The sequence below is a fragment of the Streptomyces sp. NPDC102270 genome, from assembly GCF_044766405.1.
GTDB lineage: Bacteria > Actinomycetota > Actinomycetes > Streptomycetales > Streptomycetaceae > Streptomyces.
On the sequence record NZ_JBIWLX010000012.1, the window covers coordinates 182,328 to 203,511 of the forward strand.

At 71.1% G+C, this 21,184-nt stretch carries 21 protein-coding genes and 5 tRNA genes; 17 read left to right on the forward strand and 9 right to left on the reverse strand.

What is annotated here, in order from left to right:
* Nucleotides 1-181: 181 nt before the first annotated feature.
* The 6 genes from ACIRP7_RS25820 (at nt 182) to ACIRP7_RS25845 (ending at nt 1,541) form a co-directional block, all read left to right on the forward strand.
* A complete protein-coding gene (locus tag ACIRP7_RS25820; RefSeq protein WP_403663986.1) occupies nt 182-916 on the forward strand; it encodes an HAD family hydrolase in 735 nt (244 codons plus the stop codon).
* 92 nt (nt 917-1,008) lie between these two features.
* Nucleotides 1,009-1,080 (forward strand) — tRNA-Gln (locus ACIRP7_RS25825).
* Between the two features lie 42 nt (nt 1,081-1,122).
* Nucleotides 1,123-1,195 (forward strand) — tRNA-Glu (locus tag ACIRP7_RS25830).
* Between the two features lie 62 nt (nt 1,196-1,257).
* Nucleotides 1,258-1,330 (forward strand) — tRNA-Glu (locus ACIRP7_RS25835).
* A gap of 20 nt (nt 1,331-1,350) precedes the next feature.
* A tRNA-Gln gene (locus tag ACIRP7_RS25840) sits at nt 1,351-1,422 on the forward strand.
* 46 nt (nt 1,423-1,468) lie between these two features.
* A tRNA-Glu gene (locus tag ACIRP7_RS25845) sits at nt 1,469-1,541 on the forward strand.
* A gap of 50 nt (nt 1,542-1,591) precedes the next feature.
* On the opposite strand, the gene ACIRP7_RS25850 is transcribed toward ACIRP7_RS25845, so the two are convergent.
* Entirely contained in the window at nt 1,592-2,236 is a 645-nt protein-coding gene (locus ACIRP7_RS25850; protein WP_403663989.1) for a MerR family transcriptional regulator, read from the reverse strand.
* 79 nt (nt 2,237-2,315) lie between these two features.
* Here ACIRP7_RS25850 and ACIRP7_RS25855 point away from each other — a divergent pair, with 79 nt between their 5' ends.
* Entirely contained in the window at nt 2,316-2,876 is a 561-nt protein-coding gene (locus ACIRP7_RS25855) for a DUF4188 domain-containing protein (protein ID WP_403663992.1), read from the forward strand.
* A gap of 126 nt (nt 2,877-3,002) precedes the next feature.
* On the opposite strand, the gene ndgR is transcribed toward ACIRP7_RS25855, so the two are convergent.
* Nucleotides 3,003-3,719: an IclR family transcriptional regulator NdgR gene (gene ndgR / locus ACIRP7_RS25860; RefSeq protein WP_007384919.1), complete on the reverse strand. Its 717-nt coding sequence runs from the start codon at nt 3,717-3,719 to the stop codon at nt 3,003-3,005.
* 191 nt (nt 3,720-3,910) lie between these two features.
* Here ndgR and leuC point away from each other — a divergent pair, with 191 nt between their 5' ends.
* From leuC to ACIRP7_RS25880, 4 genes are all read left to right on the forward strand, one after another.
* Complete coding sequence (gene leuC / locus ACIRP7_RS25865; RefSeq protein ID WP_352389392.1) at nt 3,911-5,335, forward strand: 3-isopropylmalate dehydratase large subunit; 1,425 nt, start codon at nt 3,911-3,913, stop codon at nt 5,333-5,335.
* A 5-nt stretch (nt 5,336-5,340) separates the two neighbouring features.
* Nucleotides 5,341-5,934 (forward strand): 3-isopropylmalate dehydratase small subunit, encoded by a 594-nt coding sequence (gene leuD, locus ACIRP7_RS25870; protein WP_403663996.1) that lies wholly within the window; start codon nt 5,341-5,343, stop codon nt 5,932-5,934.
* Between the two features lie 277 nt (nt 5,935-6,211).
* Nucleotides 6,212-6,442, forward strand: coding sequence for a hypothetical protein (locus ACIRP7_RS25875; RefSeq protein ID WP_007384922.1), 231 nt, complete (start codon nt 6,212-6,214; stop codon nt 6,440-6,442).
* Nucleotides 6,443-6,579: 137 nt separating this feature from the next.
* Complete coding sequence (locus ACIRP7_RS25880; protein ID WP_403663999.1) at nt 6,580-7,236, forward strand: HU family DNA-binding protein; 657 nt, start codon at nt 6,580-6,582, stop codon at nt 7,234-7,236.
* A 71-nt stretch (nt 7,237-7,307) separates the two neighbouring features.
* On the opposite strand, the gene ACIRP7_RS25885 is transcribed toward ACIRP7_RS25880, so the two are convergent.
* Nucleotides 7,308-7,499 (reverse strand): hypothetical protein, encoded by a 192-nt coding sequence (locus ACIRP7_RS25885; RefSeq protein ID WP_352389395.1) that lies wholly within the window; start codon nt 7,497-7,499, stop codon nt 7,308-7,310.
* A 9-nt stretch (nt 7,500-7,508) separates the two neighbouring features.
* Nucleotides 7,509-8,147 carry a 2-phospho-L-lactate guanylyltransferase gene (gene cofC, locus ACIRP7_RS25890; RefSeq protein ID WP_403664003.1) on the reverse strand — a complete coding sequence of 213 codons (639 nt, stop codon included), beginning with the start codon at nt 8,145-8,147 and terminating at the stop codon, nt 7,509-7,511.
* 155 nt (nt 8,148-8,302) lie between these two features.
* Between cofC and ACIRP7_RS25895 the strand changes: the two genes are divergently transcribed.
* From ACIRP7_RS25895 to ACIRP7_RS25905, 3 genes are all read left to right on the forward strand, one after another.
* The gene (locus ACIRP7_RS25895; protein ID WP_403664006.1) at nt 8,303-9,067 is read left to right on the forward strand and encodes a lysophospholipid acyltransferase family protein; all 765 of its coding nucleotides are present in this window, start codon (nt 8,303-8,305) and stop codon (nt 9,065-9,067) included.
* Complete coding sequence (locus ACIRP7_RS25900; RefSeq protein ID WP_403664009.1) at nt 9,064-10,074, forward strand: NAD(P)H-dependent glycerol-3-phosphate dehydrogenase; 1,011 nt, start codon at nt 9,064-9,066, stop codon at nt 10,072-10,074. The genes ACIRP7_RS25895 and ACIRP7_RS25900 overlap by 4 nt, the downstream gene beginning before the upstream one ends.
* An 82-nt stretch (nt 10,075-10,156) precedes the next feature.
* Nucleotides 10,157-11,314 (forward strand): D-alanine--D-alanine ligase family protein, encoded by a 1,158-nt coding sequence (locus tag ACIRP7_RS25905; RefSeq protein ID WP_403664012.1) that lies wholly within the window; start codon nt 10,157-10,159, stop codon nt 11,312-11,314.
* Nucleotides 11,315-11,327: 13 nt separating this feature from the next.
* On the opposite strand, the gene ACIRP7_RS25910 is transcribed toward ACIRP7_RS25905, so the two are convergent.
* Both ACIRP7_RS25910 and ACIRP7_RS25915 read right to left on the reverse strand, forming a co-directional pair.
* The gene (locus ACIRP7_RS25910; RefSeq protein WP_403664015.1) at nt 11,328-11,810 is read right to left on the reverse strand and encodes a DUF3515 domain-containing protein; all 483 of its coding nucleotides are present in this window, start codon (nt 11,808-11,810) and stop codon (nt 11,328-11,330) included.
* Nucleotides 11,811-11,830: 20 nt separating this feature from the next.
* Entirely contained in the window at nt 11,831-12,064 is a 234-nt protein-coding gene (locus tag ACIRP7_RS25915; RefSeq protein ID WP_003997603.1) for an Lrp/AsnC family transcriptional regulator, read from the reverse strand.
* A gap of 206 nt (nt 12,065-12,270) precedes the next feature.
* Between ACIRP7_RS25915 and ACIRP7_RS25920 the strand changes: the two genes are divergently transcribed.
* Both ACIRP7_RS25920 and thiD read left to right on the forward strand, forming a co-directional pair.
* A complete protein-coding gene (locus ACIRP7_RS25920) occupies nt 12,271-13,239 on the forward strand; it encodes a thiamine-phosphate kinase (RefSeq protein ID WP_403664018.1) in 969 nt (322 codons plus the stop codon).
* Entirely contained in the window at nt 13,236-14,033 is a 798-nt protein-coding gene (gene thiD, locus ACIRP7_RS25925) for a bifunctional hydroxymethylpyrimidine kinase/phosphomethylpyrimidine kinase (protein WP_403664021.1), read from the forward strand. Before ACIRP7_RS25920 ends, thiD begins: the two co-directional genes overlap by 4 nt.
* 102 nt (nt 14,034-14,135) lie before the next feature.
* Here the strand turns inward: thiD and rpmB are convergent, their stop codons facing one another.
* Nucleotides 14,136-14,321: a 50S ribosomal protein L28 gene (rpmB, locus tag ACIRP7_RS25930; protein ID WP_217234690.1), complete on the reverse strand. Its 186-nt coding sequence runs from the start codon at nt 14,319-14,321 to the stop codon at nt 14,136-14,138.
* 255 nt (nt 14,322-14,576) lie between these two features.
* On the opposite strand from rpmB, the gene ACIRP7_RS25935 reads away from it, so the two are divergent.
* On the forward strand, nt 14,577-16,262 hold the full coding sequence (locus ACIRP7_RS25935) for a DAK2 domain-containing protein (RefSeq protein WP_403664413.1): 1,686 nt from the start codon (nt 14,577-14,579) through the stop codon (nt 16,260-16,262).
* A gap of 13 nt (nt 16,263-16,275) precedes the next feature.
* Here the strand turns inward: ACIRP7_RS25935 and ACIRP7_RS25940 are convergent, their stop codons facing one another.
* Together ACIRP7_RS25940 and ACIRP7_RS25945 are read right to left on the reverse strand one after the other, a co-directional pair.
* Nucleotides 16,276-19,239 (reverse strand): tetratricopeptide repeat protein, encoded by a 2,964-nt coding sequence (locus ACIRP7_RS25940; RefSeq protein ID WP_403664024.1) that lies wholly within the window; start codon nt 19,237-19,239, stop codon nt 16,276-16,278.
* A complete protein-coding gene (locus ACIRP7_RS25945; protein ID WP_403664027.1) occupies nt 19,239-21,074 on the reverse strand; it encodes an HSP90 family protein in 1,836 nt (611 codons plus the stop codon). The genes ACIRP7_RS25940 and ACIRP7_RS25945 overlap by 1 nt, the downstream gene beginning before the upstream one ends.
* Nucleotides 21,075-21,184: the final 110 nt, after the last annotated feature.

Genomic DNA, 21,184 nt, shown 5'->3' on the forward strand with positions numbered 1-21,184 from the left:
CACCTTGTTCGACGCTGCGTTCATCGGGGGGTAACCCCCGAACCCCCAGCCGATCCGGCGTACCGTCGGGTCCATGAGCATCCGCGCTGTGGTCTGGGGCGTCGACGACACCTTGTTCGACGCTGCGTTCATCGGGGGGTAACCCCCGAACCCCCAGCCGATCCGGCGTACCGTCGGGTCCATGAGCATCCGCGCTGTGGTCTGGGGCGTCGACGACACCTTGTTCGACTACACGGGAGCCGACCGCATCGGAATGCGTCTGCACCTGGCGGCCGAGGGGCTGCTGGAGGCGTACGAGAGCGTCGAGGAGGCCATCGTGCGGTGGCGGGCGGTCACCGACGCGCAGTGGGCGCGGTTCTCGGCGGGGGAGGTCGACTTCCAGGGCCAGCGGCGGGACAGGGTGCGGGTGTTCCTGGGGGAGGAGCTGACCGACGCGGAGGCCGACGCCTGGTTCCAGCGGTACATCGCGCACTACGAGACCGCCTGGGTCCTCTTCCCGGACGTCCTGCCCGTTCTGGACGCGCTCGCCGCCAGTCACCGGCACGCGGTGCTGTCCAACTCCAGCATCCACGTCCAGGACCGCAAACTGCGCGCCCTCGGCGTCCACGACCGCTTCGAGGTCATTCTGTGCGCCGCCGAGCTGGGTGTCTCCAAGCCCGAGGCCGGCGCCTTCCTCGCGGCCTGCGACGCCCTGGAGCTGGCCCCGCACCAGGTGGCGTACGTCGGCGACCACCCGGAGATCGACGGCCGGGGCGCCGCCGAGGCCGGACTGTTGTCCGTCTGGATCGACCGCGAGGGCGGGGTGCACGCCCAGGTCCCCACGCCCGCCGGACCGCGCCGCATCGCCTCGCTCGCCGAACTCCCCGCGATCCTCGGCTCGGATACCCGTTTTGGAGCCCCGTCCACCTTCGGGTAATGTTCTTCCTGCGCCGCCGGGGAGCGGGCCGAAAGGCCGGAGAACCGGGGACGCAAACTAGAACAAGATCTCCAACGGAGGTTGCGTTCCAGTGGCCTATGGTGTAATTGGCAGCACGACGGTTTCTGGTTCCGTTAGTCTAGGTTCGAGTCCTGGTAGGCCAGCTCGCAGAGCTCATCTGCATCGCGGAGATCCAGTTCCGCAAAGCCCCCGTTGTGTAGCGGCCTAGCACGCTGCCCTCTCAAGGCAGTAGCGCCGGTTCGAATCCGGTCGGGGGTACAGATCCTTCCCGGAGGGTCAGTCAGGGTCGCACCCGCTGACGCTCATGCAGGATCGCTAGGGCCCCCGTTGTGTAGCGGCCTAGCACGCCGCCCTCTCAAGGCGGTAGCGCCGGTTCGAATCCGGTCGGGGGTACGCAGTAGTTTAAATTGCAATGGTCTATGGTGTAATTGGCAACACTACGGTTTCTGGTACCGTCATTCTTGGTTCGAGTCCAGGTAGACCAGCTCGGACCTGCGGCGTTGTAAATTAAACGCCTGCAGGATCGCTAGGGCCCCCGTTGTGTAGCGGCCTAGCACGCCGCCCTCTCAAGGCGGTAGCGCCGGTTCGAATCCGGTCGGGGGTACAGGACGAAGGCTCTTCGCTCAGGCGGAGGGCCTTCGCTGCGTCCCGGGTTCATTCGAGACCGTATCTCCGCGTCGACTCCTCCTCCTGGGCCAGCCGATGCAGTGCCCGGAGCATCGGCTCGACGAGCACCACGCCCAGCACCGCGACCTCGGCCTTCTCGGCCTCCGAGACATGTGACTCCATGAACGCCATGTCCAGCTCGGCCACCTGACGCATCAACCGCGCGTAGGGCACGAGCATTTCGGGACTCCAGTCGTAGCCGAGACGACGCAGCGCGGCCGCCGCCACCACCAGGGAGCGGAACGACGGGGAGACGCTCGTCATGGCCTGTGCGTGGGACCACCCCAGTGCCCTGAGCAACTCCTCCATCGCGACCCGCGCACCCCGCACGAACTCGTCGTCGGCGTCCGGCTCCGGGACCTGCGGCAGCGCCCAGACCGCCGCGCCCAGGCGCATGGTGCGGGGCAGGGAGTCGTCGTCGACGTGCCCCAGTACCTCCCTGACCGTGGCCACCGGCACCTTGCCGACCTGGATCATCGCCCGGACCAGCCGCAGCCGGCGCAGATGGTCCTCGCCGTACTCGGCCGTCGTGGCGTTGATCTGGCGGCCCGGCGGCAACAGCCCTTCGCGCAGGTAGTACTTGATCGTCGCGGTGGACACCCCGCTGCGCTCGCTGAGTTCGGCCAGTCGCACCTCTTGTAGCCCCTCTCGGATACCGGCACTATCCAAGCATTCGCAGTCGGATAGTGCAGCTCGCCAACGAGGGGGTCCCATGCTCGGGAAGAAGGTCACCGCAGGCCGCACCACCGCGTCCACGGAGGGAGACGTGGTCGTCCTGCTGATCGGCATGCGCATCAACCACTTCTGGGCCGTGCACCACTGGGGCCCGGTCCTCCTGGCCATGCCGCGGATGCTGCGGGAGTTGCAGCGGGCGCCGGAGCGGGGACTGCTCGCCCACGTCCTGCTGACGGCCTCACCGCGGACGTACTACGTCGTCCAGTACTGGGAGTCCAAGGAGAAGCTGTACGCGTACGCGCACTCGCCGGAGATGTTCCACCACCGGGCGTGGGCGATGATCAACCGCAAGGAGAAGGCGGGGAAGGCGCGTCAACACGTGGGCCTGTGGCACGAGGCGTACGTGGTGCCGGAGGGGTCGTACGAGTCGATCTACGCGGACATGCCTGCGTTCGGGCTGGCGGCCGCGCATGGACAGGTGCCGGTCGAGCGCCGGGGTCGATCCGCGAAGGAGCGGTTCGCCCACAAGTCCGGGAGTGTGACTCCCCAGGGGCGCGGGGAACTGCGCGACGAGCCACGACGGCGGGCGGACGGCTGACGGCCGGTGGGGGTTGGGCGCGCAGTTCCCCGCGCCCCTGAGTGGGTCGTCTGCCCGTCGGTCCAGAACCTGCCGCGGCGTTGAGGCCGGTCCTGCTCCGACGGGGATACGACGATCCCGGCGCCCTCAGCCCGTGCGGCGCAGTGCCTCGGAGAGGCGGGCCGCCGCGTCGATGACCGCCTGGGCGTGCATGCGGCCCGGGTGGCGGGTCAGCCGCTCGATGGGGCCGGAGACCGAGACGGCGGCCACCACGCGGTTGGAGGGGCCGCGTACCGGTGCGGAGACGGAGGCGACACCCGGCTCGCGCTCGCCGATGGACTGGGCCCAGCCGCGGCGCCGTACTCCGGAGAGGGCGGTGGCCGTGAAGCGGGCGCCCTGCAGGCCCCGGTGCAGGCGCTCCGGCTCCTCCCAGGCCATCAGGATCTGCGCCGAGGAGCCCGCCTTCATGGTGAGCGTCGAGCCGACCGGGACCGTGTCCCTGAGGCCCGACAGGCGCTCCGCCGCGGCGACGCAGATGCGCATGTCGCCCTGGCGGCGGTAGAGCTGCGCGCTCTCGCCGGTGATGTCCCGCAGATGCGTGAGCACCGGGCCGGCCGTCGCGAGGAGGCGGTCCTCGCCGGCGGCTGCGGCCAGCTCGGCGAGGCGCGGGCCCAGAATGAAACGGCCCTGCATGTCGCGTGCCACCATGCGGTGGTGTTCCAGAGCCACGGCCAGCCGGTGGGCCGTGGGTCGTGCCAGTCCGGTGGCCGCGACCAGTCCTGCGAGGGTGGCGGGTCCGGACTCCAGAGCGCTCAGAACAAGGGCTGCCTTGTCCAGAACGCCGACGCCGCTACTGTTGTCCATGAAACGATACTCACGTCTCACTCTGTGAAACGCAAGTTCCTTTTTTCGTGAGACGCGCAACCCTTGTAGGCACAGCGGCCCGCAGACCAACGGGCCTGGCGGCGGGTGCCCGGGAACAGGGGCCGTGGGCGTCGCCTCCACAGGAGCTTCTAGTTGGGTCGGCGCAGCTCTGGCCGACCGGAGGGAAAGCGATGGGTAGGACACTCGCGGAGAAGGTCTGGGACGACCACGTCGTCCGGCGCGCCGAGGGCGAGCCCGACCTCCTCTTCATCGATCTGCACCTGCTGCACGAGGTGACCAGCCCGCAGGCCTTCGACGGACTGCGCAAGAGCGGTCGCCAGGTGCGGCGTCTCGACCTGACCATCGCCACCGAGGACCACAACACCCCGACCCTCGACATCGACAAGCCCATCGCGGACCCGGTCTCCCGGGTCCAGCTGGAGACGCTGCGCAAGAACTGCGCCGACTTCGGGGTGCGGCTGCACCCGCTGGGCGACGTCGAGCAGGGTGTCGTGCACGTCGTGGGCCCGCAGCTGGGTCTGACCCAGCCGGGCATGACGGTGGTCTGCGGTGACTCCCACACCTCCACGCACGGCGCCTTCGGCGGCCTGGCCTTCGGCATCGGCACCTCCCAGGTGGAGCACGTGCTGGCCACCCAGACGCTGCCGCTGGTCCGCCCGAAGACCATGGCCATCACGGTCGACGGCGAACTGCCCGACGGCGTCACCGCCAAGGACCTGATCCTGGCGATCATCGCCAGGATCGGTACCGGCGGCGGCCAGGGCTACGTCCTGGAGTACCGCGGCTCCGCCATCGAGAAGCTCTCGATGGAAGCCCGGATGACCATCTGCAACATGTCGATCGAGGCCGGTGCCCGCGCGGGCATGATCGCCCCCGACCAGACCACCTTCGACTACCTCGAGGGCCGCCCGCACGCGCCCAAGGGCGAGGACTGGGACGCGGCCGTCGCGTACTGGAAGACCCTGAAGACGGACGAGGACGCCGAGTTCGACGCCGAGGTCGTCATCAAGGCCGACGAGCTGGCGCCGTTCGTCACCTGGGGCACCAACCCCGGCCAGGGAGCGCCGCTTTCGGCGAACGTCCCCGACCCTGCTTCGTACGAAGACGCTTCGGAGCGCCACGCCGCCGAAAAGGCCCTGGAGTACATGGGGTTGGAGGCCGGTCAGCCGCTCACCTCCATCAAGGTGGACACCGTCTTCGTAGGTTCGTGCACCAACGGCCGCATCGAGGACCTGCGCGCCGCCGCCGAACTCGTCAAGGGCCGCAAAGTCGCCGACGGCGTACGCATGCTGGTCGTCCCCGGCTCCGCGCGGGTCGGTCTGCAGGCCGTCTCCGAGGGCCTGGACGTCGTCTTCAAGGAGGCCGGCGCCGAATGGCGGCACGCGGGCTGCTCGATGTGTCTGGGCATGAACCCGGACCAGCTGGCCCCCGGTGAGCGCTCAGCGTCCACCTCCAACCGCAACTTCGAGGGCCGGCAGGGCAAGGGCGGTCGTACGCACCTGGTGTCGCCGCAGGTCGCGGCCGCGACCGCCGTGCTGGGCCATCTGGCCTCGCCCGCCGACCTGTCCGACGCCCCTGTCGCCGCTGGAGTCTGAGAGTCATGGAAGCATTCACCACGCACACCGGCCGGGCCGTCCCGCTGCGCCGTTCCAACGTCGACACCGACCAGATCATCCCTGCTCACTGGCTCAAGAAGGTGACCCGGGACGGTTTCGAGGACGGACTGTTCGAGGCCTGGCGCAAGGACGAGAAATTCATCCTCAACCAGCCCGAGCGAAAGGGCGCCACGGTCCTGGTCGCCGGCCCCGACTTCGGCACCGGCTCCTCCCGTGAGCACGCGGTGTGGGCGCTGCAGAACTACGGCTTCAAGGCCGTGATCTCCTCCCGCTTCGCCGACATCTTCCGCGGCAACTCGCTCAAGAACGGCCTGCTCACGGTGGTTCTGGAGCAGAAGATCGTGGACGCGCTCCAGGAGCTCACGGAGAAGGACCCCACGGCCGAGATCACGGTCGACCTCGAGGCCCGCGAGGTGCGCGCCGAGGGCATCACCGCCGCCTTCGAACTCGACGAGAACGCCCGTTGGCGGCTGCTGAACGGCCTGGACGACATCTCGATCACCCTCCAGAACGAGCCCGACATCGCCGCCTACGAGGTCAAGCGGCCCTCGTACAAGCCGCGGACGCTGCAGGCGTGACGGCGCCCCTCCTTCGGAGCAACTGAACAGGTCGAGTTTCGGCCACCTCAACACCCCTGCCGTACCCCCGATCAGCCCGATCGGGGGTACGGCCGTGTCTGCCTCCGGACGGCCTCGCGCCGCGCGACACGCCCGCTCAACTTCCCACGTTACGGCGGGTGTTGTCGGGGTACGCGTCCCTTGTAGCCGTGACTTCCGGATGTGCCCGGAAGGCCGTTTGAGGCGGCAGTTGCACCCCTAGCAGGCGACAACTCGCCCCAGATGGCACAATCTGTGCATGGAACACGACGGCCAACTCGAGCTCTATGCGGCAGTCGCGGACCAACTGAAGGAAGCGCACGCAAGAGTGCGCGCACTGCAAGTCCCGGAGGGCGTACGGATGGCGCTGACCCGGAAGCTGCTGGTCATTACGGCCGCGGCCAAGCACGACGTCGTCGAAGCGACAAGGCGTCTGGAGGGGTTCATGGCCGACCTCGACGCGGGTCGAATCCCGGAAGAGGAACGCTGAACAACTCCAGAGCAGCCGAGTTCGTTGCGGCACAAGGGTGATAAGCCCGTTTCGTGTTTGATTTGCGGTATATATCTGCCTAACGTGCGAAAAAGCTTGAACAGTTTCGTTCGAGCGATGTCTCCGAAGGGGAAGACGTGAACAAGGCGCAGCTCGTAGAAGCGATTGCCGACAAGGTGGGCGGCCGCCAGCAGGCCGCCGACGCGGTCGACGCGGTCCTGGACGCCATCGTCCGCGCGACGGTCGCGGGCGACCGGGTCTCGGTCACCGGCTTCGGTTCGTTCGAGAAGGTCGACCGGCCGGCCCGTTACGCCCGCAACCCCCAGACCGGTGAGCGGGTTCGGGTCAAGAAGACCTCCGTTCCGCGCTTCCGTGCGGGCCAGGGCTTCAAGGACCTGGTGAGCGGCACGAAGAAGCTCCCCAAGAACGACGTCGCGGTCAAGAAGGCGCCCAAGGGCAGCCTGACCGGCGGGGCTTCGGCGACGGTCAAGAAGGCGGCTGCCAAGAAGGCCACCACCGCCAGGAGTGCCGCGGCCAAGAAGACCACGGCCACCGCCAGGAAGACGACGGCCAAGAAGACCACGGCCACGGCCAAGAAGACGACGGCGAAGAAGGCCCCCGCCAAGAAGGCGACCGGGACCGCCGCGAAGACCACCGCCGCGAACAAGAGCGCCGCCAAGAAGACGACGGCCAAGAGCGCCCCGGCGAAGAAGGCGACCGCCAAGAAGGCGCCCGCCAAGAAGTCCGCGGCTCGCACCACCACCGCCAAGAAGGCCACGGCCCGCAAGAGGTAAGGGCACAGGGGCACTCACGCGCCGGGCCGGACTCCGCATCGGAGTCCGGCCCGCGCGTGTGCAAGGGGGCTTCAGAAGGTCTGCAGGGTCACCAGGGTGACCTTGTCCCCGGTCATCTCGATGCGCACGCGCTGCCCGGGGCGCAACAGCCTCAGACCGCCCGCGTCGAACGCCGGCGCGTCGAAGGGCACCGGGGTGCCGTCGTCGAGAAGCACCTGCCCGCTGCGGCTTTCGGGGTCGTACGTGTACGCGGTCGCCTGCATGGCCGCAGCCTACTGCCCGGGAATCAGCAACCGCGCCGCGGCGGCGGCCGTCCGGGGGCCCACCCCGAGCGCGAGCGCGACCCGCAGGTCCTCGCCGGTGTCCACGTCCTGTCGTACGGAATCGACCTCGGTGAGGGGGAGTTCCGCCGCTCCCGAGGCGCGATGTCGTGCGCGTGAATCGGGGCCGAAGGCGGGACGCAATTCCGCGTCCCCCCGCGCCGCCAGCAGAGTGGTGCCAATTGCCGCGGCGTCCGCGAGAAAAGCGCGCGGGAATTGTGCGGCGGCGTCCAGAACACGGGCCAATTCCAGGGGCCGTAGCGCCGGAAGGTCGGCGTTCAGGGCCGCGAGGGGACTTTCGGGACGCGTCGACCGGACGACGGCCGCCCCGTGCGCGAGGGCCGTGTTCAGGCCCCCTCGGGGCTCGTCGGGGACGATGCGGGCGCCCAGGGCCGCGAGTTCCCGGCCGGCGAGGGCGTCGTCCGTGACGACCGCCACATCCCCGACCGCCGGGCAGGCCAGCGCGGCCGCCACGGTGTCCTGGGCGAAGGCGAGGGCCAGACCCGGGCGCACCCCGTCGCCGGCGGTGTCCGAGAGCCTGCTCTTGGCCCGCGCCAGGGGTTTGAGGGGGATGACCAACGTCCACTGCACCAGCGTTCCGTCCTTCTCTTCTCGCCGCCATTGTCACTCAGTCGTCACGCGCCCCATCTGGCGGTGTCGGTGGCGGGGCGTACGGTGTTCTCGACAGACAGACGGCCCGGGGTGACACTTGTGCGGCCCCCCAGGCCCTAGAGGAAGGTGTCCGCGTGCCCCGCCGCAGAATCGGCTTCTGGTACCGCTTGGCAGCGGTGATCGCCAAACCGCCGCTCATGGTTCTGCTCAAGCGGGACTGGCGTGGAATGGAGCACATTCCGGCTGATGGCGGATTTATCACCGCGGTCAACCACAATTCGCACATCGATCCCTTCGCGTACGCGCACTTCCAGTACAACACCGGCCGCGTTCCGCGATTCCTCGCGAAGAGCGGTCTTTTCAACAAGGGATTCGTCGGCGTCATGATGCGCGGCACGGGACAGATTCCCGTCTACCGCGAGACCACGGACGCGCTCAGCGCCTTCCGGGCCGCCATCGAGGCCGTGGAGCGCGGCGAATGCGTCGCGTTCTACCCCGAGGGCACCATCACCCGGGACCCCGCCCAGTGGCCCATGGTCGGCAAGACCGGCGCCGCGCGCGTGGCCCTGCAGACCAAGTGCCCGGTGGTCCCGGTCGCCCAGTGGGGTGCCAACGAACTGCTGCCGCCGTACGCCAAGAAGCTCCACGTCCTGCCGCGCAAGACCTCGCACGTCCTCGCGGGGCCGCCGGTGGACCTGTCGCCGTTCTACGACAAGGAGATGACCCCGGACCTCCTGAAGGAGGCCACCGAGGTCATCATGGCCGCCGTCACCGCCCAGCTGGAGTTGATCCGCGGCGAGAAGGCACCCAAGGCGGCGTACGACCCGCGCCGTGAGCGGATCGAGCAGCGGCGCCGGACCCGGGCCCAGAACGGTCATGAGGGGGAGAAGAGCAAGTGAGCACACCCGTCAAGGCGGCGGTTCTCAGCGCCGGTTCATGGGGTACGGCCTTCGGTGTCGTGCTCGCCGACGCGGGCTGCGAGGTCACTCTCTGGGCACGCCGTCCGGAGGTCGCCGAAGCCATCAACTCCAGCCGGACCAACCCCGACTACCTTCCCGGGGTGGAGCTCCCGCAAGGTGTCAGGGCGACCACCGACCCGGCCGAGGCCGCCGCCGGCGCCGACTTCACGATCCTGTCGATCCCCTCGCAGACCTTGCGCGCCAACCTCGCCGAGTGGACCCCGCTGCTTGCGCCCGACACCGTCCTCGTCTCCCTCATGAAGGGCGTCGAGCTCGGCTCCGCCATGCGGATGAGCGAGGTGATCGAGGACGTCGCCAAGGTCGGCGCCGACCGCATCGCCGTGGTCACCGGACCCAACCTCGCGCGGGAGATCGCCGCCCGGATGCCGGCCGCCGCCGTGGTCGCCTGCACCGACGAGGCGGTGGCCCGGCGACTGCAGGCCGTCTGCCACACGCCGTACTTCCGCCCCTACACCAACACGGACGTGGTGGGCTGTGAACTGGGCGGTGCCGTGAAGAACGTCATCGGTCTCGCCGTGGGCATCGCGGACGGCATGGGACTCGGCGACAACGCCAAGGGCTCGCTCATCACGCGCGGTCTCGCGGAGACGACCCGGCTCGGACTCGCCATGGGTGCCGACCCGCTGACGTTCTCCGGACTCGCCGGCCTCGGCGACCTGGTGGCGACCTGCTCCTCGCCGCTGTCGCGCAACCACACCTTCGGCACCAACCTCGGCAAGGGCATGACCCTGCAGGAGACCATCGCGGTCACCCGGCAGACCGCGGAGGGCGTCAAGTCCTGCGAGTCCGTGCTGGATCTCGCCCGCAGGCACGGCGTCGACATGCCGATCACCGAGACGGTCGTCGGCATCGTGCACGAGGGCAAGTCCCCGGTGGTCGCCGTCAAGGAGCTGATGTCGCGCAGCGCGAAGCCTGAGCGACACTGAGCCACGGGGTCGGTTTTTGCCTCGTTCGCCGCAGGGGTGGGCGCTGTCTCAGGGCACTACCACCGGGTACTCTCAACGCGATATGAGCACCGAGAACCTCCCCCAGAGTCCTGAGCAGCCGCCTCGCAAGCCGCGCGTGGCCGTCGTGTTCGGCGGGCGCAGCTCCGAACACGGGATCTCCGTGGTCACCGCCGGCGCCGTACTGCGGGCCATCGACCGGACCAGGTACGACGTCCTGCCGATCGGCATCACCAAGGACGGCCGCTGGGCGCTCACCGCCGACGAACCGGAACGCATGGCGATCACCGAGCGCCGTACGCCGAGCGTCGAGGAGCTCGCCGAGTCGAGCGAGGGCGGTGTGGTGCTCCCCGTGGACCCCGCGAACCGCGAAGTCGTCTACAGCGAGCCCGGATCGGTGCCCAAGGCGCTCGGTGAGGTCGATGTCGTCTTTCCCGTCCTGCACGGCCCCTACGGCGAGGACGGCACCCTCCAGGGCCTGCTGGAGCTCTCCGGTGTCCCGTACGTCGGCGCGGGTGTGCTCGCCTCGGCCGTCGGCCAGGACAAGGAGTACATGAAGCGGGTGTTCACCTCCTTCGGGCTCAAGGTCGGCCCGTACGTGGTGATCAGGCCCCGCGAGTGGGAGCGGGACGAGTCCGCGGCCCGCAAGAAGATCGTCGACTTCGCGGGCGAGCACGGCTGGCCGCTGTTCGTGAAGCCCGCCCGCGCGGGTTCGTCGATCGGCATCACCAAGGTCGACGACCTGTCCGGCCTCGACGAGGCGATCGCCGAGGCGCAGAGCCACGACCCGAAGATCCTCGTGGAGGCGGCGCTGCGGGGCCGCGAGATCGAGTGCGGCGTCCTGGAGTTCGAGGACGGCCCGCGAGCGTCGGTCCCGGCCGAGATCCCCCCGCCGCAGGAGCACGCGTACTACGACTTCGAGGCGAAGTACATCGACTCGACCCCGGGGATCGTGCCGGCGCCGCTCACGCCCGAGGAGACGGCCGAGGTGCAGAAGCTCGCGGTCGACGCCTTCGACGCGGCCTCCTGCGAGGGGCTGGTCCGCGCGGACTTCTTCCTCACCGAGGACGGCGAGTTCGTGATCAACGAGATCAACACGCTCCCCGGCTTCACACCGATCTCGATGTACCCGCAGATGTGGGAGAAGAGCGGGATCGGCTACCCCGAGCTGGTGGACCGGCTGATCCAGGCGGCACTTCGCAGGCGGACGGGGCTCCGGTAGCGGGTGCGGGCGGCTAGTCGGCGATCCCTTCGGGGATCGCCTTCTTTATGCCGGGCGCCAGGTCCACCAGCGGCGCCATGCCGTCCGCGGTGCGGTCCTCGGGGATCGTCACCTCGACGTACGCCTTGCGCAGGGTGGTGGTGAACCGGAACGACCCGTCGTCCTCCTTTTCCAGCAGCCAGCCCACGTTGTCGACCTCGACCCCGTCGGCCTCCGGATCGTCCATCTTCGAGGGCCGCCGGACACCGCACCGCAGTATGATCGCCGGGTCACCCCAGCCCGCGGTCAGCGTGGACGCGGGCTCGGGATCTTGACGGTCCTGGTCGTCGACCTTGGACGGCAGTACCCGGTCCAGTTCTCGGCACAGCTTCGTGACACCCGCTCCCGGCGAGGGAACCGCCGCCGACGCGCTGTCGTCTGCGGAGGAACAGCCCGCGACGGTGATCAGCAGGGCGAGCGCGGACAGGCCGAGAGGCCGGTGACGGAAGAAGTTCACCGGCCAAGGGTAGACGGGGGCTACAGATGGACGACCGGGCAGGTCAGGGTACGCGTGATGCCGTCCACCTGCTGGACCTTGGCGACCACCATCCGGCCCAGGTCGTCCACGGTGTCGGCCTGTGCGCGGACGATCACGTCATACGGTCCTGTCACGTCCTCGGCCTGGATGACTCCAGGAATCTTGCTGATCGTCTCGGCGACGGTCGACGCCTTGCCGACCTCTGTCTGGATCAGGATGTACGCCTGTACCACGGAACCTCCAGGGCGGCCACGAGGATCATGTGGGGAAAAGGAACGCCACGGTATCGCGTCGCCGCTCGTCGCGGGGAGACCCGCGGGGACGCGGACACCCGTGCCGGGGTGCGGACACGACAGAAGTTCACGGTCCCCTCGACCGTATCGAGGACACTGATGACGCGCGACCGGGCACGGCACGGCACAGAAGGGGCGTAAGGGCAATGAAGGGCACTGTTGGTGAGCTCGGCGAGTTCGGGCTCATCAGGGAGCTCACCTCCCGTCTCACCACCACCCCGGCGGTCCGGGTGGGTCCCGGCGACGACGCCGCGGTGGTCGCCGCGCCCGACCGCAGGGTCGTGGCGAGCACCGACATCCTTCTGGAGGGCCGGCACTTCCGCCGCGACTGGTCCACGGCCTACGACGTGGGGCGCAAGGCGGCCGCGCAGAACCTCGCGGACATCGCCGCCATGGGCGCCGTGCCGACCGCCCTGCTGCTGGGCCTGGTCGTGCCCGCCGAACTCCCCGTCACCTGGCCCTCGGAGCTCATGGACGGCCTGCGCGACGAGTGCCAGGTCGCGGGCGCGTCGGTGGTCGGCGGGGACGTCGTACGCGGGGACACGATCATGGTCTCCATCACCGCCCTCGGTGATCTGCGGGGCCAGGAGCCGGTGACCCGGGGCGGCGCCCAGGCCGGCGACCTCGTGGCGGTCACCGGCTGGCTGGGCTGGTCGGCCGCCGGGTACGCGGTGCTCGCGCGCGGCTTCCGCTCACCGCGCGCCTTCGTCGAGGCGCACCGGCGCCCCGAGCCGCCGTACCACGCGGGCCCGGCCGCCGCCGCGCTCGGCGCGACCGCGATGTGCGACGTGAGCGACGGGCTGATCGCCGACCTCGGGCACATCGCCGAGGCCAGCAAGGTCCGTATCGACGTCCGCTCCGGCGCGATCGACATCCCGACCCAGATGCACGACATCGGGCAGGCCGTCGGTGTCGACCCCATCCAGTGGGTGCTGACCGGGGGAGAGGACCACGCGATCGTGGCGACCTTCCCGCAGGACGTGAAACTGCCCGCCCGCTGGAAGGTCATCGGCGAGGTCCTCAACCCCTCGGCGCTGCCCCAGGTGACGGTCGACGGGGCACCCTGGACCAGCAAGGGCGGCTGGGACCACTTCGGCGGGGACATCGAGTCGTGAAGCCCCTGGTGCTCACGGTGGCGGGCTCCGACTCCGGCGGGGGGGCCGGGATCCAGGCCGACCTGAAGACCATGCTCGCGCTCGGCGTGCACGGCATGAGTGTCGTCACGGCCGTCACCGCGCAGAACTCCCTCGGCGTGCAGGGCGCCTGGGAGCTGCCCGTCGAGGCGGTGCGGGCCCAGTACCGCAGTGTCGTGGACGACATCGGCGTCCAGGCCGTCAAGACCGGGATGCTCGCCTCGGCCGAACTCGTCGAGGCGGTGGCCGAGTTGATCGGCGCCACCGACGCCCCGGCGGTGGTCGACCCGGTCGGTGTCTCCAAGCACGGCGACTCGCTGCTGGCCTCGTCCGCCCTGGAATCCGTCCGGCGACGGCTGCTCCCGGTGGCCACCGTCGCCACCCCGAACCTCGACGAGGTGACCCAGCTCACCGGCGTCCGGGTCGAGTCGGAGTCCCACCTGCGGGACGCCGCCGACGCCGTCCTGTCGTACGGACCGAAGTGGGTGCTCATCAAGGGCGGCCATCTGACCGGCGACGCCGTCGACCTGCTCACCGACGGTTCCGCGGAGTACTGGCTGCGCGCGCCCCGCCACGACAACCGGCACACCCACGGCACCGGCTGCACCCTCGCCTCCGCGATCGCCTCGCAGCTCGCCAAGGGACAGTCGGTGCCGGAGGCGGTGACGGCCGCCAAGGAGTACGTCACCGGCGCGATCGCCGCCGGGTTCGCACTCGGCGGTGGAATTGGTCCCGTGGATCATGGATGGCGGTTCCGTCAGCAGGCGGACGCGTAGTACACGGACACCTGGTACACGAGCACGGCAAAAAGCCGGCCCACCTCTCGGTGGACCGGCTCAGTGCAGCGAACCAGCAGTGGCCGCGCGCTTAGCTGTGCGTCAGCGCGAGACCTTGCCGGCCTTGATGCACGAGGTGCAAGCGTTCAGGCGCTTCGGCGTCCCGCCGACCACGGTACGCACGCGCTGGATGTTCGGGTTCCAGCGACGGGACGTACGGCGGTGCGAGTGCGAGATGCTGTTGCCGAAGCCCGGCCCCTTGCCGCAGACGTCGCAGTTGGCAGCCACGGGTCACTCCAAAGACTTCAGATGCACTTACGGTGGATCCCGACATGCCGGGATCGAGATCGCAGGATCAGAGATCTGAGTGGCGCTGCCGGGGGGATGGCCCGATCTGCATCGGGCAACCGGAGCAGCATACAACGACTGCGCCAGCAGAACGAAACTACCATGGCTGACCAGGCACTCGCTCCCGGCCCTCTTCCGGTGGACACCCACCCGGGGTCTACGCTGCGTCCAGTCCAGCAGCCCGAGGAGGCGCAGGTGGCATACGTGCCGCAGACATTCTTCGATGCTCTCGCGGTGCGCACCTGGTGCGGTCTGGCGCTGCGGGCGCTGGGCCGGGCGCGCGAGGAGATCGACGCGATCAACGTCTACCCGGTCGCCGACGGGGACACCGGCACCAACCTGTATCTGACGGCGGAGTCGGCGGTCGCGGCCGTGGAGGCCGTCTTCGAGGCCCACGACGCCCATGGCCAGGGGAAACCGGCACTCGCCGACGCCGCGCGCGCGATGGCGCACGGAGCCCTCATAGGCGCCCGCGGCAACTCGGGCACGATCCTCGCCCAGTTGCTGCGCGGCATGGCCCAGGTGCTCGCCGGCGACGGTGGGACGACTCACACGGACGGCGCGGGACTCGGGCTCGCCCTGCGGTACGCCGCCGACTCCGCCCGCCAGGCCGTGGCCCACCCCGTCGAGGGCACGGTCCTCACCGTCGCCTCGGCCGCCGCCGAAGCGGCCGGGGCAGCGGAGGGCGACTGCGGGACGGTCGCCCGGGCCGCCTACGACGGGGCGCGCGCCGCCCTCGCCGCGACACCCGGCCAGCTGGCCGTCCTGGAGCGGGCGGGAGTGGTGGACGCCGGCGGGCGCGGCCTGGTGGCGGTGCTCGGGGCGCTGGTGGAGACGTTCACGGGGGAGGCGCCCAGAGCGGTGCCGGTGGCGAGCGGGGCGTCCCGGGAAGTCCCCGCAGGCTCCCCGGCCTCCCCGGCTTCCCCCGAGAAGTGCGCCGACGCCCAGGCCGCCGCAGGCCCCGCCTTCGAGGTGATCTACCTCCTGGAGGCCGACGACACCGCCGTCGCGCGGCTGCGGTCGCGGCTCGACGCGCTCGGGGACTCCCTCGTGGTGGTCGGCGGCGACGGACTGTGGAACGTCCATGTGCACGTCGACGACGCGGGCGCCGCCGTGGAGGCGGGCGTCGAGGCCGGGCGGCCGTACCGGATCCGCATCACGCACTTCGGCCTCGGTGACGTGCACACCACCGGCGCCGAGCGACCGCCCCGCGAGCCCGCCCAGCGGGCCGTCGTCGCCGTGGTGCCCGGTGAGGGCCTGGCCGGGCTCTACGCCGAGGCGGGCGCGACCACCGTGCTCGCCCGCCCCGGGGAGCCGCCCGCGAGCGGGGAGCTCGTGGAGGCCGTACGACGGGCCCACGCGCGCGAGGTCGTGCTGCTGCCCAATGACGCCGACCTGCGCCACACCGCGGCCGCCGCGGCGGAGCAGGCCCGCACGGAGGGCATCCGGGTCGCGCTGATCCCGACCCGGTCCGCGGTCCAGGGCATCGCGGCGCTCGCCGTGCACGAGCCGGAGCGCCGGTTCGACGAGGACGTCGTCCAGATGACCTCGGCGGCCGGCGCGACCCGCTACGCCGAGGTCACCGTCGCCGAACACCAGTCCTGGACGATGGCCGGTATCTGCCAGGCCGGTGACGTCCTGGGGCTCATCGACGGAGACGTGGCGGTGATCGGCTCGGACGTCACCGTCACCGCCGAGGCCGTCCTGGACCGCATGCTCTCGGCCGGCGGCGAGCTGGTCACCCTCGTCCTCGGCGACGAGGCCCCCGAGGCCGTCACCGACCACCTGGAGACGCGCGTACGGGAGTCGTACCTCGCCGTGGACACCGTGGTGTACCGGGGCGGACGGCAGGGGGCCCTGCTGCTCATCGGGGTCGAGTAGAACCCCTGGGCGATCAGCTGTCCTGCCCCTCCTGCCCCTCCTGCCCCTCCATGAGCTCCAGCATCTGTTCCGCCTCGGTCCGCCGTGCCTGTGCCGTCCCGTCGGTCCCGTCCGCGTCGCCATAGGAGTCGCCGTAGGCGTCGAGCACCGCACGCGCGCGTGCCGCCGCCTCCGCGGGCCGGCTCAGGTCGATCGCCAGCCACCCGGCCGCGAGTTCGGCACCGGTCCGGGCGTCCAGGGCGTCGTCCCCGAGCGAGGCGAACACGACCACCGCCTCCACCACCTGGTCCAGCGACTCCTCCAGCACCGCCCGGATCGAGTCGTCCTCGGCGTCCTCCGGCACGGAACGGGCGATGAGGTCCCCGAACTGCCGGTGCGTGTGCCCGAGTTCGCCGACCAGCCGCTGCCGCGCCTCCTCGTCGGCCCCCGTGTCACCCAGCGCGGCCTCGCACGCCCGGACCGCGTCCGCCATCAACTCCCGTGCCGTCTCCGCCCCGTCCTCCGCGCGCAGCGCGAGCCAGGCGCGGGCCCGCAGGGATCGGACGAGACCGTGCACATTGCCGAGCTCACGCCACAGAGCGCCCGCGCGCGCGTACGCCCGGTCGGCCTCGGCGGGCAGCCCCGCGGCCCCGAGCGACTCGGCGGCGAGGTGGGCGAGGGTGGCGTGGTCGTGCTGCTCGGGCCATTGCCGGGCGATCTCGGCGGCCTGCAGGCGCCGTTCGGCCGCCTCCCGGTGCTCGCCCAGCTCGCTCAGACAGTCGCCGAGCCACCACTGAGCCTGGACGACAGCTCCCTCGCCGTGCCGGTCCGCGCTCAGGTCGGGCAGCGCCGACTCCAGCACCTCGGCGGCCTCGGCCCACCGGCCGAGACGCAGCAGGAAGCCACCCAGCTGGTGCCGGGCCAGGGCACCCAGCGTCGGTCCCTCCCCGGCCTCGTCGGCCCAGTGAGCGGCCTCCAGGGCATGCTCGGCGGCCTCCTCGGCCAGGCCCCGGCCGCCGACGACCTCGGCGAGCTGGAGATGCAGCTGGGCCCGTCCGATCGCCTCCAAGTGCGGCCCGCCGTGCTCCAGGGCCGCCCGCAGCGCCCGTTCCGTCCCGGCCGGATCGCCCAGGTGGTGCATCAGCCCGGCCAGCCTGGCCTCGTACTCCACCGCGAACCACGGCAGTCCCGCCTCCACGAACCCCGCCGCGGCCCACGTGAACAGCTCCGCCGCTCCCTGCACGTCCCCGGTCCGCGCGGCCAGCTCCGCCAGCATCGCCTGCGCCTCGGCGACCCGCGCGGCGAGCCGCACATCGTCCCCGGTCCGCCCCTCGACGAGGGCGAGCACCTCCCGTACGGCCGACTCGGCGTCGCTCAGGAACGCCTCGTCGTCGCCCTCGTGCACCCGTCGCATCAGGATCCGCGCCCGGGACATCAGCACGGACGCCGTCTGCCGTACGCCGGTGCCGTCCACGGAGTAGAGCGCGAGGACCTCGTCGTACGGCCCGGCGACCGCGGCGAGGGCCTCGTCCACCTCGCCCGCCAGCGCGCGCACGTACGCGGCACGCGCGTGTGCGGCCAGCGACTCGCCCGGGTCGCCCGCCTCCGCGTACAACTCGGCGGCCCGCTCGAACAGTTCGAGACCCGCCGGGCCCAGGTCCATCGCCTCGTGGTCGGCGATCTCCGCCCGGTCCCGCGGATCCAGCTCGATGCCCTCGGCGGCCCGCGCGACCGCCGCCCACGCCTCCACGGCGTTCGGCTGGAGGGTGTCCGACAGCCGCCGGGCCTCGGCGACCAGCGCGGCCGGATCGGGCTCTCGGGCGGTCGCGGGGGCGGGCGGCGCGACCGCCGGAGCGGCGACCGTCCGGACCGCCCGCACGCCCAGCGGCAGCCGTTCCACCAGCGGCCGCTGCGCCATACGCGCGCGTGCCCGCTCGCTGCCGTGGGCCGTGCCGTTGCGCTCGTCGAAGCGGGCGGCCAGCGCGAGGGCCTCCGCGCGCGCGTGGGCGGCGAGCTCGGCCGCGGTCCAGGACCGGCCCGCCGGCCCCGGCACCGGCCGGTCGGCCGGACCGAGCTCGACGAGACGGTCCATGAGCAGCGCCACCACGGCCATGAAGTCCAGCCTGCTGCGGGGGTGGCCGTCGTCCGTGAAGTACGCGGGACGCTCCGCGAGCAGTTCCAGGGCCCGTGCCTCGTTGCCGCTGAGGGCGCAGAACTCGACGTGGTCGGCGTAGGCGCTGCGCATGCTCTCCATGGACCGCACGAGCCGGAAGCCCCGCAGGTGGTTGGCGCGCGCCTCGTCGAGGCGGCCCAGGCGCAGCAACGGCGTGAGGGAGGACGCGAGGGCCGCGTGCGGCTCGTGCGCGCAGGTGAACTCGCCCTCCAGGACCGGCGCCCACAGGTCGAGCGCCTCCTCGTCCCGCCCGCGCTGTGCCTGCCACCAGCCCTGCTCGTGCAGCTCGCAGGCGTGGCAGTCGGCCATGCTGTCCCGGTCGGCGGCCAGCCACGCGGCGTACGCGTGCCCGGCCCGCTCCAGGTCCCCGATGTGCGCGGCCACGCTGTACTCGGCGCTGCGCACGGCCCGTTCGGAGTGCCCGGCCAACCGGTAGCGGTGCTCCATCTCGCCGAGCCACTTCTCGACGGCGGCGAGCGGGATGTGCGGCTGGTCGAGCATGCCGGCCGTCATCCACTTGAAGACCCAGTGCAGCGAGTGCGTCTCGTACTCGTCGAAGTCCTCGGGGTGCTCGTCCCACATGCGCAGCAGCCGCGCGAAGGGGACGAACATCTTGGCCTTCTCGGAGCTGTAGTTGTAGACCTTCAGCTGGTGTCCGAGCGCCTCGACGACCGCGAGCGGGATGTTCAGCTTCTCCGCCTCGGCGAGCAGCTGTTCCGCGCGCGCGTTGCGGGCGGGCCCCTCCGGTTCCTCGGCGTTCTCCGCCATCGCCCGGCGCAGTGCGTCGAAGGCTGTGACCCCGTCGATCCCGTCGACCCCGCTCATCAGCGGCCCTCCTCGCCGTTCGTGGCCCACTCCAGCAGGCCCATGAAGGCCCGGTTCAGCAGCGCCGAGTCCGCGGGCCGCAGCGGCCGCTGGGCCATCAGCAGCGCCTGCCCGTACAGGGACTCGGTGGCGGTGCCGATCAGCTCCGGATCGCCCAGCGAACCGATCCGCCGTACCAGCGGGTTGAGATGGTTCAGCACGAGACGCGCGCGTGGGGCGCTGCCGCGCAGCGAGCCGAGGATGCCCGCCCACAGATCGTCGGCCCCCTCCTCGGCCTCCGCCCGTGCCTGTTCGTGCCGGGCGTCCCGGTCGTCCAGGTGCAGCGCGGGCACGGACAGCGGCCGGAAGGCACGCAGGACCACGTCACAGCCCAGCGGGTCGAGCCTGGCCCGCGCGGCCGCCAGGAAGCCGGACAGCGCCAGCTCCTCGGCCGGATCGACCAGGTCCATGTGGGCGGTGACGGTGTCCGCGTCCAGCTCCGCGACGACCGTGCCCGGCCGCACCGAGGGCAGCGCCTCGACCAGGTCGCTGTCGTACGTGTAGCCGCCGTTGACCACCCCGACGCCCTGTGCGGAGGCGATCGGCGCGACCTGCCGGTACTCCTCGACGGTCCGCGTGAAGTGCACCACCGCGTGCCGCTGCGCGAACTCCTCCAGCGACAGCCGCCCGTCGGTCGTCTCGAACGGCAGCCACGGCAGCATCGTGCGCAGCATGTCCGGGTCGTGCCGCGCGAGCGACTTCACGCCCAGGTGGTGCACGGACAGGAAGGCCGCGAGCCGCTGCGGATCCCCGGCGGCGAGGCCGGTCAGCCAGGACCGGATCCGCTCCCCGAGAGCCTCCCGTACGGCGGCCAGCGTCTCGTCCTCGTACAACGACTCGCGCGAGGCCGTGGGCCGCAGGCTGTCGGTGTCCAGGACGCAGCGCACGAAGAACGCCCAGTCCGGCAGCAGTTGTTCGGCCCGCTCGGTCAGCAGCATGCCCTTGAGATGGACGCGGTGAGTCGCCCGCCGGGCGGGACTGACGGCCGAGGGAAGGACGTAGGCCACGCCCCGGATCCCGGCCAGCGGCACGTTCAGCTCGATCGAGTCCAGTGGGGTGAAACCGAACAGCTCGTGACAGTGCCGGGCCAGGGCCACCCTGCGGGTGGCGGGGGAGGGGTAGGGCCGGTCCCAGGGCGCGGGCAGATCGGTGACCGCCTCCTCGCCGACCCGGACGTCGTACGGCAGCAGGGAGCCGAAGTCCCGGGCGAGCCGCAGGACCCGCTCGGGCGTGAGCCACTCGCCGGCACCCGCCCGCGCCACCAGGTGCACGGTGGTCCCCGGCTCCGGACGGGCGTCGTGGGGCAGCGTCCGCACCCGGTACGAACCGTCGTCGCTCGCCGTCCACTCCACGGGCGGCGCGTCCGGCGTCCGGGCGCTGCGGCTGACCACCCGGATCCGCTCGGCCACCACGAAACAGGCGAGCAGACCGATCCCGAACTGCCCGAGGAACTCGGAGCGCACCTCCTGGAGGCCCTCGGCCCGCTTGGAGCTGCGTCCGATGGTGGCCAGCAGGTCGTGCACGTCCGCCTCGGTGAGCCCGATCCCGGAGTCCTCGACCCGCAGGGCGCCGTTCTCGGCGTACAACCGCACCCGGGCCGGGGCGTCCGGCTGTTCGGCCCGCCGGGCCGTGATCGCGTCCACCGCGTTCTGGAGCAGCTCGCGCAGATAGACCTTGGGGCTGGAGTAGAGGTGATGGGAGAGGAGGTCCACCAGACCGCGCAGGTCGACCTGGAACGTATGAGGTTGCTGAGGTACCTGGGGTGTCTGTGATGACTGTGAGGTCTGGGAATCCATCGTCGCAGCGCCGGCGGGGGGAACGTGCACGCGGCGCGGGGTCGGGCGGTCCCGGGTGGGGCGGGGGTCCGCGGATGGCCGGAGCGCGCCATCCTAAGTCCCCAACCAGC